The 14,749-nt window shown below is 74.6% G+C and carries 16 protein-coding genes; 11 read left to right on the forward strand and 5 right to left on the reverse strand.

The features are described from left to right. Positions 1 to 6: 6 nt before the first annotated feature. Positions 7 to 720 carry a gamma-glutamyl-gamma-aminobutyrate hydrolase family protein gene (locus tag QQX09_RS00925; RefSeq protein ID WP_301130833.1) on the reverse strand — a complete coding sequence of 238 codons (714 nt, stop codon included), beginning with the start codon at positions 718 to 720 and terminating at the stop codon, positions 7 to 9. A gap of 168 nt (positions 721 to 888) precedes the next feature. Between QQX09_RS00925 and QQX09_RS00930 the strand changes: the two genes are divergently transcribed. The 3 genes from QQX09_RS00930 to QQX09_RS00940 all read left to right on the forward strand — a co-directional run bounded on the left by QQX09_RS00930 (position 889) and on the right by QQX09_RS00940 (position 2,774). After that, the gene (locus QQX09_RS00930) at positions 889 to 1,737 is read left to right on the forward strand and encodes an HAD family hydrolase (protein WP_301130834.1); all 849 of its coding nucleotides are present in this window, start codon (positions 889 to 891) and stop codon (positions 1,735 to 1,737) included. A 24-nt stretch (positions 1,738 to 1,761) separates the two neighbouring features. Continuing rightward, the gene (locus tag QQX09_RS00935) at positions 1,762 to 2,235 is read left to right on the forward strand and encodes a hypothetical protein (protein WP_301130835.1); all 474 of its coding nucleotides are present in this window, start codon (positions 1,762 to 1,764) and stop codon (positions 2,233 to 2,235) included. Between the two features lie 101 nt (positions 2,236 to 2,336). Next, positions 2,337 to 2,774 carry an OsmC family peroxiredoxin gene (locus tag QQX09_RS00940; protein WP_301130836.1) on the forward strand — a complete coding sequence of 146 codons (438 nt, stop codon included), beginning with the start codon at positions 2,337 to 2,339 and terminating at the stop codon, positions 2,772 to 2,774. Between the two features lie 9 nt (positions 2,775 to 2,783). Here QQX09_RS00940 and QQX09_RS00945 read toward each other — a convergent pair whose 3' ends face one another. Next, positions 2,784 to 4,196 carry an amidohydrolase gene (locus QQX09_RS00945; RefSeq protein WP_301130837.1) on the reverse strand — a complete coding sequence of 471 codons (1,413 nt, stop codon included), beginning with the start codon at positions 4,194 to 4,196 and terminating at the stop codon, positions 2,784 to 2,786. Between the two features lie 89 nt (positions 4,197 to 4,285). Here QQX09_RS00945 and QQX09_RS00950 point away from each other — a divergent pair, with 89 nt between their 5' ends. Then, the gene (locus QQX09_RS00950; RefSeq protein ID WP_301130838.1) at positions 4,286 to 5,101 is read left to right on the forward strand and encodes an EI24 domain-containing protein; all 816 of its coding nucleotides are present in this window, start codon (positions 4,286 to 4,288) and stop codon (positions 5,099 to 5,101) included. Positions 5,102 to 5,121: 20 nt separating this feature from the next. Here the strand turns inward: QQX09_RS00950 and QQX09_RS00955 are convergent, their stop codons facing one another. Beyond that, positions 5,122 to 6,003 (reverse strand): LysR family transcriptional regulator, encoded by an 882-nt coding sequence (locus QQX09_RS00955; RefSeq protein ID WP_301130839.1) that lies wholly within the window; start codon positions 6,001 to 6,003, stop codon positions 5,122 to 5,124. A 100-nt stretch (positions 6,004 to 6,103) separates the two neighbouring features. Between QQX09_RS00955 and QQX09_RS00960 the strand changes: the two genes are divergently transcribed. Then, positions 6,104 to 9,475: a bifunctional proline dehydrogenase/L-glutamate gamma-semialdehyde dehydrogenase gene (locus QQX09_RS00960; RefSeq protein WP_301130840.1), complete on the forward strand. Its 3,372-nt coding sequence runs from the start codon at positions 6,104 to 6,106 to the stop codon at positions 9,473 to 9,475. 55 nt (positions 9,476 to 9,530) lie between these two features. Next, positions 9,531 to 10,121, forward strand: coding sequence for a dihydrofolate reductase family protein (locus tag QQX09_RS00965; RefSeq protein ID WP_301130841.1), 591 nt, complete (start codon positions 9,531 to 9,533; stop codon positions 10,119 to 10,121). Positions 10,122 to 10,134: 13 nt separating this feature from the next. Here the strand turns inward: QQX09_RS00965 and QQX09_RS00970 are convergent, their stop codons facing one another. Continuing rightward, positions 10,135 to 11,232, reverse strand: coding sequence for an FAD-dependent oxidoreductase (locus QQX09_RS00970; protein ID WP_301130842.1), 1,098 nt, complete (start codon positions 11,230 to 11,232; stop codon positions 10,135 to 10,137). A 49-nt stretch (positions 11,233 to 11,281) separates the two neighbouring features. Continuing rightward, a complete protein-coding gene (locus tag QQX09_RS00975; RefSeq protein ID WP_301130843.1) occupies positions 11,282 to 11,800 on the reverse strand; it encodes a MarR family winged helix-turn-helix transcriptional regulator in 519 nt (172 codons plus the stop codon). 116 nt (positions 11,801 to 11,916) lie between these two features. Between QQX09_RS00975 and QQX09_RS00980 the strand changes: the two genes are divergently transcribed. The 5 genes from QQX09_RS00980 to QQX09_RS01000 all read left to right on the forward strand — a co-directional run bounded on the left by QQX09_RS00980 (position 11,917) and on the right by QQX09_RS01000 (position 14,589). Continuing rightward, positions 11,917 to 12,066 carry a hypothetical protein gene (locus tag QQX09_RS00980; RefSeq protein ID WP_156156021.1) on the forward strand — a complete coding sequence of 50 codons (150 nt, stop codon included), beginning with the start codon at positions 11,917 to 11,919 and terminating at the stop codon, positions 12,064 to 12,066. 21 nt (positions 12,067 to 12,087) lie between these two features. After that, positions 12,088 to 12,732, forward strand: a complete 645-nt coding sequence (locus QQX09_RS00985) for a CDP-alcohol phosphatidyltransferase family protein (RefSeq protein ID WP_301130844.1) — start codon at positions 12,088 to 12,090, stop codon at positions 12,730 to 12,732. A 30-nt stretch (positions 12,733 to 12,762) separates the two neighbouring features. After that, complete coding sequence (locus QQX09_RS00990; protein WP_436969029.1) at positions 12,763 to 13,185, forward strand: FHA domain-containing protein; 423 nt, start codon at positions 12,763 to 12,765, stop codon at positions 13,183 to 13,185. 111 nt (positions 13,186 to 13,296) lie between these two features. Beyond that, positions 13,297 to 13,926, forward strand: coding sequence for a transcriptional regulator FtsR (ftsR, locus tag QQX09_RS00995; protein ID WP_301130845.1), 630 nt, complete (start codon positions 13,297 to 13,299; stop codon positions 13,924 to 13,926). A gap of 90 nt (positions 13,927 to 14,016) precedes the next feature. After that, on the forward strand, positions 14,017 to 14,589 hold the full coding sequence (locus QQX09_RS01000) for a MerR family transcriptional regulator (RefSeq protein ID WP_301130846.1): 573 nt from the start codon (positions 14,017 to 14,019) through the stop codon (positions 14,587 to 14,589). Positions 14,590 to 14,749: the final 160 nt, after the last annotated feature.

Consider the following 14,749-nt stretch of genomic DNA (forward strand, 5'->3'; position numbering starts at 1 on the left):
CGGCGGTCACCGGGCGACGCGCACCCGCGCTGCGGCGACGAACGCGTCCCACACGGCGGAGGGCTCGTCGTGCTCGGGGTGCCACTGCAGCGCGAGGCAGAACGCCTGATCCGGGTCCTCGACGGCCTCCACGAGGCCGTGCACGGAGCGGGCGGACACCACGAGGCCGTCGCCGAGGCGGTCGATGGCCTGATGGTGGTACATCGGCACGTCGCGCTCGAGCGGGTGCAGGCTCGCGAGCAGGGTGTCGGGCAGCACGCTGACGCCGAGCTCGCGGAAGATCGCGTCGCCCTTCTGGTAGTCGTCGTGGCCCACCACGTCGGGGACGTGCTGATGCAGGGTCCCGCCGCGCGCGACGTTGAGCACCTGGGCGCCGCGGCACACCCCGAGGATGGGCATGCCCAGCGCGTGCGCCTCGCGGACGAGAGCGATCTCCCACGCGTCCCGGCCGGCGCGGGGCGCGTCGCTGCGGAGGTGGGCGTCCGCGCCGTACGCGGCCGGGTCGACGTCGTAGCCGCCCGTGAGGTACAGCGCATCGACGCGGGCGAGGGCGTCCGCCGCGAGGGCCGGGTCCTGCTCGGGGAGCACCGCGATGACCGCGCCGGCACGCCGCACGGGCGCGATGTAGGCATCGGGCAGCCACACGGCCTCCGTGTCGTGCCAGATGCCGGTGCTCGACTGCTCGACGTACGACGTGACGCCGATGACCGGTGCTCCCATGGTTCCCCCCGAACGGTGGGGCGCCCGCGCCCCTTGGTGGAGGAATCTACTGGTCCTCAAGGACCCCGATGACCACCTTGCCCCGGTTCGGCCCCCGCCGCGGGGGCCCGCGCCGACCGTGCATCGTCCGCGGCTAGGCTGGAGGCCGCCGACAGACCAGGAGTGACGATGACCTACCCCGACGCGTTCCACGTGCCGGACGGACCCCACGACATCCGGCTCGTCGTGTGCGACATGGACGGCACCCTGCTCGACGCCGCCAAGCGGATCCCCGACGCGCTGTGGCCGCTCGTCGACCGGATGCACGAGCGCGGGATCCTGTTCGCGCCGGCCTCGGGTCGCCAGCACGCGACTCTCGCACGGCAGTTCTCACGGCTGGGCGACGGGCTGGTCGTGATCGCGGAGAACGGCTCCTACGTGCGGCGGGGCGACGAGGAGATCTCGTCCTCGCCCATCCCGACGGCGACGGTGCCCGAGATCGTGGCCGCGGTGCGCGCGCACGCGGCCGCGGGCTACGACGTCGGCGCGGTGCTCTGCGGCAAGCGGTCGGCGTACGTCGAGCGCACGGACGAGGCGTTCCTGTCGCGCTCGCAGCCCTACTACGCCGCGCTCGAGCTCGTCGACGACCTCACCGCGGTCGAGGACGACTTCCTCAAGGTCGCGGTCTACGACTTCGGCGACGCGGCGCACGACACGGCGCCGGTGCTCGCGCGCTTCGACGGCGAGCTCAAGGTCGTGGTGTCGGACCGCCACTGGATCGACATCATGGGCGCCGGTGTCGACAAGGGGGTCGCGGTCCGCCGCCTCCAGGAGGCGCTGGGCATCACGCCGGGCCAGACGGTGGTCTTCGGCGACTACCTCAACGACCTCGAGATGATGGACGCCTCGGAGCTGTCGTTCGCGATGGCGAACGCCCACCCCGACGTGGCCGCGCGGGCTCGCTACACCGCGCCGTCGAACGAGGACGCGGGAGTGATCACCACGCTGAGGCGCCTCCTCGACCACCCCGTCGCCTGATACCCCCTGGGGTATAGTTCCCGCGTGGACGTCCTCATCTCCCTGCGCCGCTGGCCGGCTCGTCGGTGGCTCGTCGCGCTCGGCACCGCCGTCGCGACCTACCTGTTCATCGCCCTGCCGACGGACCTCGTGCCCAACCCCGTGTTCGGACGCGAGATCCCGCCGACCGCGTGGTCGTACTGGGCCCTCGCCGTGTCGGCGATCCTGTCGGGGCTGCTCGCCGCGACCTACGTCGCGACGCCGGAGGAGGCGAAGGCGCAGCGCGACGGCAAGCTCGGGATGGCGGGCGCGTTCGTGACGTTCTTCGCCGTCGGCTGCCCGGTGTGCAACAAGCTCGTGCTCCTCGCGCTCGGCTACACGGGGGCGATCCAGTTCTTCGAGCCGATCCAGCCCTACCTTGCGGTCGGCGCGATCGTCCTGCTCGGCTGGGCGCTCGTGTCCCGCGTGCGGAACGAGTACGCGTGCACGCTGCCGAGGCGCGAGCGCGTCGACGCCTGAAGCAGGCGCCGGACGTCGACTGGGCCCTAACGTGGGACGTGGGGGAACCCGCGCCCGCCGGCGACCGCCGGCGGACCCGCAACCAGGCGAAGGAGCACGTGATGACGGTCTCGAGCAAGGCGATGACGAAGTGGTACAGCGGGCTGACGACGGGTCAGGGCAAGACGACCCTGGCGTCCGGCAACGGCGAGTTCGAGGTCGACTGGCAGGCCCGCTCCGAGGGCCGTGAGAAGGCGACCACCCCCGAGGAGCTGCTCGCGGCCGCGCACGCCTCGTGCTACTCGATGGCGCTGTCCTTCGCGCTCGAGCAGAACGGGACCCCGCCGCACTGGGTGCAGGTCGAGGCCGAGGTCAAGTTCGAGGCCGGCGTGGGGGTGAAGTCGAGCATGCTCACGGTCCACGCGAAGGTGTCGGGCATCGACCAGCTCGAGTTCTCGCGCTTCGCCGAGGACGCGAAGGACAACTGCCCGGTCTCGAAGGCGCTGGCGGGCGTCGACATCTCGCTGGAGAGCGCGACGCTCGAGGAGTCGGTCGTCTAGGGCGCCACCCTAGAGGGCCGCGTGCGTGACGCGGCCCGCCACGAGGGTGAGGCCCACGGGCAGCGCGCGCAGCGCGTCGCCCGTGGCGGCCCACGGGTCGCCGTCGAGCACGGCGAGGTCCGCGGGCTGCCCCGGCTCGACCGTGCCGCGCGTGCTCGCGGTCAGCGCCTCGTCCACCGTGACGGCCTGCTCCGCGTGCCACGCAGGCCGGTCGCCGCGCGTGCGCCGGACCGCCGCGGCGATCCCGATCCACGGGTCGAGCGGGGCGACGGGTGCGTCCGAGCCCAGCGCCACCCGGGCGCCCGCGTCGAGCAGCGCGCGCAGCGGGAACGCGCGGCGCGTGCGGCCGGCCCACAGCTCGTCGGCGACGTCGCGATCGTCGAGCGCGTGCTCGGGCTGCATGCTCGCGACCACGCCCATCCGCGCGAAGCGCGCGAGGTCGGCATCGGCCACGAGCTGCGCATGCTCGATGCTGCCGCGGGCGCGCGTCGCCTCGAACGCGTCGAGCGCGATCGCGTTGGCCGCGTCGCCGATCGCGTGGATCGCGCACGCGAGGCCCGCACCCGTCGCGCGCATCATCAGCTCGCCCAGGGCCGGGGCATCGACGTTCTGCATGCCGACGCCGCCGTCCGGGTACGGGTCGGCGCAGTGCGCGGTGCGCGTGTTGAGAGAGCCGTCGGCGATCACCTTGAGCGGGCCGTGACGCACGAGGCCGCGTGTGCCCGCCACCGGGTCGCCCGTGCCCGCGCCGGCGGCGATCCGGTCCTCGAGCAGGTCGGCGTAGAAGCCCGCGTCGACCCGGAGCCCCGTGATGCCGGCGGCGATGCGCGCGGCCCATGCGGCCGCCGTGTCGGCGAGCTCGAGGTCGACGATGCCGACCACGCCCCGGGACGATGCGGCGCGCACGGCCTCCGCGACGGCGGCCGGCGGCGGGGGAGCGGCGTCGAGCGCGACCTGCGCGGCGAAGGCCTCGTCCTCGCGCAGCAGGCCGGGACGGCAGCCGAGCGCGAGCGCCGCGGCGGTGTTGACCCAGGCGGTGTGGAGGTCGCCCGACAGGAGCACGGTGGGGGCGGGGCGGGCGGCGTCGAGCGCCGCCGCGGTCGGCGGCTCCGCCCAGGTGGCCCAGCGGAACCCGAAGCCGACCAGCAGCCCGTCGGCCGGAGCGTGAGCGACCGCGGCGCACGCCTCCGCCGCCGATGCCGCGCCGGACACGTCGAGCCGGCCGCGGGTGCGGACCCACTGGCCGAAGTGCACGTGCGCGTCCCACAGGCCCGGCACCACGAGGCGGCCGTCGACGGGGAGCTCCTCGCGGCCGCGTCCGAGGTCCGGACCGATCGCCGCGATGACGCCGCCGTCGACGGCGATGTCGAGCGGGCCTTCGTGGCCGCGCAGCCGGGCGGCGCGCAGGACGAGGTCGTGCATGGGTGCTCCTCGCGGCGGCGGAGGCGCCTCTGTCGGGCGCGATGCGCGTCACTGTAGCCCGCCGGGGGAGGCGCCGTTAGCATCGGCGCATGCCGAACGCCCGCGCCGTCCCCGCCCGTGCGCGCGAGGTCGCCGTCGGCGTCCGCACCGTGGCCGCCGGGCTGCGCGCGTGGGCCCGCGCGCCACGGCTGCTCGGCCTCGGCGTGCTGCCCGGGCTGCTCGTGGGGGCGGTGCTCGGGATCGGGCTCGGTGTGCTCGCCGTCAATGTCGGCGCCGTCGGACGGGGGCTGGCGGGAGCGCTCGGGCTCGACGACGGGTGGCTCGGGGACGTCGCCGCCGTGACGGCCTCGGTGGCGGTCCTGGCCGCATCGTCCCTCGTGGCGGTGGCGCTGTTCGCCACCCTCACGCTGACGGTCGGGCAGCCGTTCTTCGAGGCGGTCTCGCGTCGCGTCGACGCCCGCCTCGACGCGGAGCCCGAGGGCGAGCCGTGGTGGCCCGCGCTGCTGCGGGGGATCGGCGAGGGCATCGTCACGCTCGCCATCTCGATCGGGGTGTCGCTGCTGCTCCTCGGGATCGGGCTGCTGCCCGTGGTGGGCTCGGTGACCGCGTTCACCATCGGCGTGCTCGTGGGCGGACGGCTCCTCGCGATCGAGCTGACGGCCTACCCGATGGCCCGGCGCGGGATCGTGGCGCGGCGCGACCGGGTCCGGGCGCTGCGGCCGTACCGGCTGCGCCTGGTCGCCTTCGGCGCCGCGGTCTTCCTCATCTTCCTGCTGCCGCTCGGCGCCGTGCTCGCGATGCCCGCGGCGGTCGCGGGAGCGACCCTGCTGGTGCGCGACCTCCCCCTCGCCCCACCCACCCCGTCCGACGGTGCGCACGGAACGGGTCCCGACACGCCGGCCTGAACGACCCGCCCGGTCCCCGGTCAGGTGGCCGACGCCTCGAGGGCCGCACGCACCGCCTCGACCGCCGGGTCGCGCCGCGAGGTCGCGCGCATCGCGGTGAAGACGGTGCGCCGCGGGCCGCCCGCGAGCGGCAGCACCCGCGCGTCGATCCCCGCGTACGACACCATGAGCCCCGGCAGGATCGCGACGGCCAGGCCCTTCTGCACCAGCTGCACGTGGGCCTGCAGGTCCGAGCTCTCGAAGCGCACGTCGGGCTCGAAGCCCGCGACCCGGCAGGTCTGCTCGGCGAAGTGGCGCGTCGCGGTGCCCGCGGGCTCCATCACCCACGCGGCGTCGGCGAGCTCCGCGACGGACGAGGCGCCCGCCCACTCGCCGCCGACCGCGAGGAGCAGCTCGTCGCGGACCAGCGGCCGGCGCACGACACCCGGGTAGTGCGGCGCCGAGTGGTGGGGGTACTCCTCGGCGACCACGAGGTCGTACTCGCGCGCCCACGTGTCCGCGAACGCCTCCTCGGGCTCGGTCTGGGTCACCTTGACGCGGATCCCGGGGTGGCTCTCGCGCAGCCGCAGCAGCGCGCCGGTGACGATCGTGAGCGCCGCGGACTGGAAGACCGCGAGCCGCACGGTGCCGGTGACGCGCCCCGAGCCGGCGCTGAGCTCGGCCTCCGCCAGCTCCATGGTGTCGAGCAGCTCGTGCGTCCGGGCGACCAGCCGCTCGCCGGCGGGCGTGAGGATGACGCGTCGTCCCGAACGGATCGTGAGCGGCACCCCGGCCTCGCGTTCGAGCGTCGCGAGCTGCTGGGACACGGCGGACGCGGTGTAGCCGAGCGCGTCCGCGGCGGCCGCGATCGTGCCGCGCAGGGCGAGCTCCCGGAGGGCGACGAGACGGACGAGGTCGAGCACCCCCGAAGCATAAGCATTCCTTACGAATATTCGTAAGTCGGGGTCGCTGGTGCTGTGGGGTTGCACGGCCCGACACTGATGCCCTGAGAGAAGGAGCACCATGACCATGTCCCCGCTGGCTCCCGAGCGCCTCCACACCGCCGACGACACCGTCGCGCAGGTGCGGACGTGGCTCGAGGCCTCCCGGTCCCACCGCATCGACGGCTCCGCGCGCCTGCTCGCGCGCATGCTGCGCGACCCGCAGGGGCTGCCGTTCCTCACGGACTTCGTGGACGGCATCGTCCGGCCCGAGGACACGGACGTGGCCGCCGCGAGCCTGCGACGCCTGGTGCGACGCGGCCACGCTTTCCTCCCCGGCTACCAGCGGGTCGCTCTCCGGGCCGGCGCGCTCGCCTCGTACGTCGCTCCCGGGCTCGTGGTCGGGGTCTGCCGCCGCGTCGTGCGGGAGATGGTCGGCCACCTCATCGTCGACGCCTCCGAGGACCGCCTCGGCCGGGTGCTCGCCCGCCTGCGCTCCCGCGGCAGCCGGCTCAACCTCAACCTGCTCGGCGAGGCGGTGCTCGGCGCCGCCGAGGCCGACCGCCGCCTCGAGCGCACCCTCGCGCTGCTCGAGCGCCCCGACGTCGACTACGTGTCGCTCAAGGTCTCCGCGGCGGTCGCGCCCCACTCGCCGTGGGCCTTCGACGCCACCGTCGACGCGGTGGTCGAGCGGCTCGCGCCGCTGTACGAGCTCGCGGCGCGCAAGGACGGCGCCTTCGTCAACCTCGACATGGAGGAGTACCGCGACCTCGACCTCACCGTGGCCGTGTTCACCCGCCTGCTCGAGCGTCCCGGCCTCGAGGGCCTCACCGCGGGCATCGTCCTGCAGGCCTACCTGCCCGACTCGCTCGGCGCGATGCGCCGCCTCCAGGACTGGGCCGCCCAGCGCGTCGCGCGCGGCGGCGCCCCCATCAAGGTGCGCCTGGTCAAGGGCGCCAACCTCTCGATGGAGCGCGTCGACGCGGAGCAGCACGGGTGGCCGCTCGCGACGTGGGGCTCCAAGGAGGAGTCCGACGCCCACTACAAGCGCCTCCTCGACCTGGCGCTCACCCCCGAGTCCCTCGCGCACGTGCGTCTCGGCGTCGCCGGCCACAACCTGTTCGACATCGCGCACGCCCTGCTGACCGCGCGCGAGCGGGGGATCACCGCCGGCCTCGACTTCGAGATGCTGCTCGGCATGGGCGAGCACGTCGCCGCCGCGGTGGCCGAGGACGCCGGGCCGCTCCGCCTCTACACGCCCGTGGTGCACCCCGGCGAGTTCGACGTCGCGCTCGCGTACCTGGTGCGCCGCCTCGAGGAGGTCGCGAGCCCCGAGAACTTCATGTCCGCGCTCTTCGACCTCGACGACGACGCCACCTTCGCCCGCGAGGAGGCCCGCTTCCGCGCGTCCCTCGCGCGCGCCGAGGAGCCGGCGCCCGCGTCCCACCGTGACGCCGGACGCGCCCCGGCGCCGGCGGCGGGCTTCGTCAACGCCGCCGACACCGACCCGTCGCTCCCCGCCAGCCGCACCTGGGCCCGCGCCATCCACGCCGGCAGCCGGTCCTCGCAGGCGGGCCTGGCCACGCTTGGCGCCGCCCGCGTGGAGGACGATGCGGCGGTCGCCGCCCAGGTCGCGGCCGCCAAGGCCGGTGCCTCGGCCTGGCAGGCGCTCGCCCCCGAGGACCGTGCGGCGATCCTGCACGCGGCGGGTCGCGCGCTCGAGGCCCGTCGGGGCGACCTGGTCGCCGTGATGATGGCCGAGGCGGGCAAGACCATCGACCAGGCCGACCCCGAGGTCTCCGAGGCCGTCGACTTCGCCCACTACTACGCCGAGCGCTCGCTCGACCTCCACCGCCTCGACGGCGCCCGCCCGGTGCCGCGCGACGTCACGGTGGTGACGCCGCCGTGGAACTTCCCGGTCGCGATTCCCGCGGGGTCGACCCTCGCGGCCCTCGCCGCCGCCTCGGCCGTCGTGCTCAAGCCCGCGGAGCAGTCCGCACGCTGCGGCGCCCTGCTCGCCGAGATCCTGTGGGAGGCGGGCGTCCCGCGCGACGCGCTGCGCCTCGTGGACATCTCCGCCGCCGGCATCGACGCCGGGCTGGGCGACGCGCTGCTGGGTCACGCCGACGTCGACCAGGTGATCCTCACCGGCGCGTACGAGACCGGCGCCCTGTTCCACCGCGTCGCGCCGGGCCTGCGGCTCTTCGCGGAGACCTCCGGGAAGAACGCGATCGTGGTGACCCCGAGCGCGGACCTCGACCTCGCGGCCCGCGACGTCGTGCAGTCCGCCTTCGGCCACGCCGGCCAGAAGTGCTCAGCCGCGTCGCTCGTCATCCTCGTCGGCTCGGTCGCCACCTCCCGTCGCTTCCTCACGCAGCTCGAGGACGCCGTCCGCTCGCTGCACGTGGGTCCCGCCGACGACCCGACCACGCAGATGGGCCCCGTCATCGAGCCCGCCCGCGGCAAGCTGCTGCGCGCGCTCACCACGCTCGAGCCGGGGGAGCGGTGGCTCGTCGAGCCCCGTCGTCTCGACGACGAGGGGAGGACCTGGACGCCCGGCGTCCGCACCGGCGTGACGCCCGGCTCGTGGTTCCACCTGACCGAATGCTTCGGCCCCGTCCTGGGCATCATGACCGCGGCGACGCTCGACGAGGCGATCGCGCTCCAGAACGGCGTCGACTACGGCCTGACCGCGGGCCTGCACTCGCTCGAGGGCGACGAGATCTCGCGCTGGCTCGGCGCCGTCGAGGCGGGCAACGTCTACGTCAACCGCGGCATCACCGGCGCGATCGTGCAGCGCCAGCCGTTCGGCGGCTGGAAGCGCTCGGTCGTGGGCCCGACCGCCAAGGCGGGCGGCCCGTCCTACCTGGTGCAGCTGACCGGGTGGGAGCGGACCGAGCCCTCGACGCCGTCCGCGGCCGCGCGGCTCCCGCTGCTCGCGGACGCGCCGGGATGGGTGAGCGCCGCCGCCGAGGCCGATGCGCGCGCCTGGGACCGCACGTTCGGCACCGCGGTCGACCGCAGCCGCCTCGGGTCCGAGCGCAACGCGCTGCGCTACGCGCCCGCGGCCACGGAGATCCGCTGGGACGGCGCCGACGAGGCCGCGCTGCAGCGCGTGTGCGCGGCCAGGATCCTGGCCGGCGGCACGGGCGGGTTGTCGAGCGCGGTCGAGCCGGCGCCGCGCCTGCGCGCGCTGGTCGAGGAGGCCGGGCTCGCGGTGACCATCGAGACCGAGGAGGAGCTCGTCGCGCGCGTCGCCGGGGACGGCGCGCGGGTGCGGGCCGTGGGCGCCGCGCCCCGGCAGCGCATCGACCTCGCCGTCTACGACGCCCCGGTGACCGGCGCACCCGAGGTCGAGCTGCTGCCGTTCCTGCGCGAGCAGGCCGTCGCCGTGACGATGCACCGCTTCGGCACCGCCTGGCCCGTGGCCGATGCGGTGGTGGCCGAGCTGTAGAGGTCGCACCCGGGCACGGGGCTAGCCTGGAGGAACCCGAGGCGGGGGAGGGCCCATGGGCCAGGTGGTCATGTACGGCTCGGTGTCCGTCGACGGGTTCATCGCCGACGACGGGGACCGGCCCGGGCCGCTGTTCGACTGGCTGGTCGGCGGCGACGTGCCGTTGGACGACGGCGGTGTGCTACGGGTCTCGCGCGCGTCCTACGACTACACGCGGCCGTACTGGGACCGGATCGGCGCGACCGTCGTCGGGCGCCGGTCCTTCGACCTCGCGGACGGCTTCGACGGGACGCCGCCGAGCGGCGTCGAGCACGTCGTGGTGGTCTCGCATCGGGGACCGCCCGAGGGGTGGGACCCCGCGGCGCCGTTCCACTTCATCGACGGGGTCGAGGGGGCCGTGGCCGCGGCGCGGGTGCTCGCGGGGCGCCGTGTCGTCGAGGTCTCCGCCGGCGACATCGGCGGTCAGGCGCTCGACGCGGGACTGGTCGACGAGGTGCGCATGGACGTCGTGCCGGTGGTGCTCGGGTCCGGCCGGCGCTTCTTCGGCGCGGTCCACGCCCCGCACCTGCTGGAGGACCCCGACGAGGTGATCGAAGGGGACCGGGTGATGCACGTGCGGTACCGGGTGCGGCGGCCGTCGGCCTGACCGACCCGAGGCGTCAGCGGCCGAGGACCTCCGCGATCGCCTTCGCCGTCACGCGGGCCGCACGGTTCGACGAGATGGTGCTGGCCTGGGGGCCGTAGCCCGCGAGGAAGAGCCCCGGCTCGCCGGGCACCCGGCCGTCCTCGACCACGATGCCACCCGCATCGTTCACGACGCCAAGCGGACGCAGGTGCGCGATCTCCGGGCGGAAGCCCGTGGCCCAGATCACCGCGTCGAGCGGGATCTCCACGTCCTCGCGGGTGATCACGCCGGTCAGGGTCATCTCCGCGAACATGGGGCGCCGCTCGAGCCGGCCCGCGGCCTCGAGGCGCCGCACGAGGGGCGAGCGCGGCAGCCCGGTTACCGACACGATCGACGGCAGGGGCCGGCCGGCGCGCGCCGCCTCGTCCTGGATGGCGACGGCGACCCGTCCGCGCTCCGCGGACAGCTCGACCTCCTCGTCGTGGAAGGTCGGGTTCCGGCGCGTGAACCACAGCACCTCCGAGGCCACGTCGCCCACCTCGTCGAGGAAGGTGAGGGCCGAGGTGCCGCCCCCGACCACGCCCACCCGCAGGCCCGCGAAGGGCGCGGCTCCCGTGTACGCGGCGGTGGTGACCTGGAGGCCGCGGTAGAGGTCGCGGCCCGGCATGAACGGCGTGCGGGGGCTGGTCCACGTGCCCGTCGCGGACACGACGACGCGGGCCTCGACGGACGAGACCGCGGAACCGGTCGCCGCGAGCACCCGGTAGCGGTCGCCGGCACGCTCGACGCGCGCCACCGTGACGGGACGGATCACGTCGATCCCGTGCCGCTCCTCGTAGCTGCCGTAGTACTCGGCGACCACGTCGCGGGCGGGGCGGTCGCCCGGCGCGGACGAGAAGGACAGCCCCGTGTCGGCCATGCCCGGCAGGTCATGGAGGTGGTGCGTGCCGCCCAGGGTGAGCGACGACCAGCGGTGCTGCCACGCCCCGCCGGGACCCGGGCCGCGGTCCAGGACGAGCACGTCGCGGCCGCTTTCCAGACCCCTGCGTGCCAGGTGGTAGGCGACGGCGAGGCCTGCCTGACCCGCCCCGATGATGACGACGTCGGCGGTGCGGTGCGTCGGCTCGGGCATGGCTCAACACTACGGGTTCAGCGAAGGGACGACGGCAGGCGCACGGGCGTCAGGAGGGGGTGCCGGCGCGGAGGCCCAGCTCGACTCCGAGCCGGTCGATCTCCGCCTGGCAGCTCGTCGCGGGGGACGCGTCCAGCACCCTGAGCGCGACCCGTCCGATCACCTCGGCCTCGTCCGCGGGCACCACGTCGACCAGGCCGTGCTTGAGGTGCGCGGCGAAGACGGGGAGCGCCGCGGTGAGCGCCGAGCCTCCCGCATCGTCCAGCTCCACCCACGTGCCGCGGTGGTCCTCGACGCACGTCACGCGCTTGACGAGCCCGCGGGCCTCCATGCGCGACACGTGGTGCGAGATCCGCGACTTCTCCCACCCGAGCATCTCACCGAGCGAGCCCGCACGCAGGCGGCCGTCGGGCGCCGCGTCGAGCGCCATGAGGATGTCGAGGTCGGGGACGGAGATGCCCACCTCCGCCTGCAGCCGCTGCTCGAGGCCCGCCACGAGACGGCGTCCCATGAGCGCGATCGCGCGCCACAGCGCCCAATCGCGCGGCTCGAGGGAGGGGGAGGTCACGCCTCCATGCTAGGGGCGCGCCGGTGACGTGTCACGGAGGCCGCGCCCGCCCTCGCGCGACCCGCGCGCCCGTCCTAGGCTGGAGACGTCCCCAGGACCAGCGACGGAGGTGGATCATGAGCGACGACAAGGTCCTCGACACGCGGCACTACAAGTTCGAGCAGATCAAGGCGAAGGAGCTCGCGCGCGGCGCGAGCGAGGACGAGGCCACCCGCATCGCGGCCGCGACCGTCGACAAGGTGATGGAGCAGGAGTCCTCCTCCTGACATCCCTCTAGACTGTGCGGCGTGGAAGCCGTCGAGCACCCCCGACCCGGGCACGTCCATCCGGTCCCGTCGACCGCGGTGTGGACGATCCCCAACGCGATCAGCGCCGTCCGTCTGGTCCTGATCGCGGTCTTCGGCGCGCTCCTCAGCGCCGACCGTGACACCTGGGCGATCGTCGCGCTGGCGGCGGCCGGCATCAGCGACTTCCTGGACGGCTACCTCGCGCGCCGGTGGGGCCAGGTCACCCGGCTGGGCCGTCTGCTCGATCCCGCCGCGGACCGGCTGCTCACCGTCGCGGTCGTGCTCGGTCTCGCCTTCCGCGACATCATCCCGTGGTGGCTCGTCGCGGTGCTGCTCGCCCGCGACGTCATGGTCGGCACGGTGCTGCTCATCGCGCACCGCCACCACGTCGCGTCGCCGCAGGTGACCTTCGTGGGCAAGCTCGCCACCGCGCTGCTCTACCTCTTCCTGCCGATGGCGTACCTCGTCACCGTGGCCTTCCCCGACTGGGGGCCGCTCCACGCGGTCGCGATCGCGGGGGCATCCGTGGCGGCCGTCTTCTACTGGTACTCCGGCGTGGGCTACGTCCGCGATCTGCGTGCGCGAATGGCCTCGCACGCCGGGCGTGGCGAGGTGTCGCCGGAGGGCCCCGCGGGCCTAGGATGAGCAGCGAACGGTCGAGCTGAAGGAGGCGTCATGACCTATGACGAGAGCCCCGTCGAGCGCACGATGTCGCTCGACTCCGCAGCCCCCGTGGACGAGGCGGTGCAGCACCGCCTGAGCTCGCAGGACCAGGCCGCCGTCGAGGCGCTCGGTCCCGATCACGCGCTGCTCATCGTCCACCACGGCCCCAACCTGGGCGCGCGCTTCCTGCTCGACGTCGACGTCACGACGGCCGGGCGGTCCGTCAAGTCCGACATCTTCCTCGACGACGTCACGGTGAGCCGCGAGCACGCGCAGTTCATCCGCGACGGCCACGCGTTCTTCGTGCGCGACCAGGGGTCGCTCAACGGCACGTACGTCAACCGGGAGAACGTCTCCGAGCGCAGGCTCGAGGCGGGCGACGAGGTCCAGATCGGCAAGTACCGCCTGACCTTCCACCCCGGTTCGCAGGCCTGACGGATGGCGCAGGCCGCACGCCCCCAGGCGGCGCCCGCGCCCCGGGAGACCGAGGGCGCTTCGCCGCAGCCGTTGGTCGGCACATGGCCGCACGCGCTCTCGCATGAGCCGATGCTGCGCGTGAGCGACGTGCTCGGTCTGGTCCAGCCGCAGTTCCCCACGCTCACGACGTCGAAGCTGCGCTTCCTCGACTCGAACGGCCTCGTGACACCGCAGCGCACGTCGGCGGGCTACCGCCAGTACTCGCCCGCGGACGTCGAGCGGCTGCGCTTCGTGCTGCGCCAGCAGCGCGACCACTACCGGCCGCTCACCGTCATCCGGGAGCAGCTCGACGCCCTCGACTCGGGGCTGCTGCACGAGCCTGTGACGCTGACCGAGATCGGCGAGGCCCCCGACGACTACCTCACCGCGGCGGCGGTCGCGGAGCGCGGGGGAGTGACGCTCGAGACGCTGCGGGAGCTCGAGGACGCCGGCATCGTGGGCGCCTCCACGCCCGGCGGCTACGAGCCGGGCGTGCTGACCGTCGTGGTGGCCGCCGCCGCGTACCTCAACGCCGGCGGGGACGTGCGCTCCCTGCGGACGCTCGTGCTGGCGGCCCGCCGCGAGGCGGACCGCGCCGAGGCCCACGCCGCACCCCTGCGCCGTCGCGCCGGGGGAGAGGCCGAGGCCGCCGCCGCCGAGTTCGGGGAGGCCGCGATCGCCGCGTTCTCCGCCGTCGTGCGGCACCAGGTGGGAGGATAGGGACGGGGCCGCGCGACACGTGCGCGCGGTCGTTGACCCGGTGGGCCCGCAGCCCTAACGTTTGAGTCAAGGTTGAACCTAGGAGGACAGATGACCGACGGACCCGGCCACCGCACGCCTCCCCGGCTCGATCAGGGGGTCCTCTTCGACGACGGTCTTCCGCCGCTCGACGAGAACGCGGGCTACCGCGGTCCCACCGCGTGCAAGGCCGCCGGCATCACCTACCGCCAGCTCGACTACTGGGCCCGCACGGGCCTCGTCGAGCCCACCGTGCGCTCCGCGACCGGCTCGGGCACGCAGCGCCTCTACGGCTTCCGCGACATCCTGGTGCTGCGGGTGGTCAAGCGGCTGCTCGACTCGGGGGTGTCCCTCCAGCAGATCCGCAGCGCCGTCGAGCACCTGCGCGAGCGCGGCGTCGAGGACCTGTCCCGCATCACCCTGATGTCCGACGGCGCCTCGGTCTACGAGTGCACGTCCGACGACGAGGTCATCGACCTCGTCCAGGGCGGTCAGGGCGTGTTCGGCATCGCGCTGGGCAAGGTGTGGCGCGAGCTCGAGGGCTCGCTGTCCTCGCTGCCCGCCGACCGCGCCGACGACCCGGCCCGCGTGGCCGCCGTAGACGAGCTCGCGGAGCGCCGCGCCCGGCGCAGCCAGGCCGGCTGACCCCACCCTTCCCGTCGTCCTCGGGGACGATGCGCGCCCTCCTGCCCGCGCATCGTCCTGCCGTCGTGACCGCCCCGCGGCGAGGCCACGCGCAGTGCCCGCGCGGCCCGTCTCACCTGGTGGACGGCGGCTGACTGGCGTCCCGAAACCTGGCAGGATG

It is taken from the genome of Demequina litoralis, from assembly GCF_030418455.1.
GTDB lineage: Bacteria > Actinomycetota > Actinomycetes > Actinomycetales > Demequinaceae > Demequina > Demequina litoralis.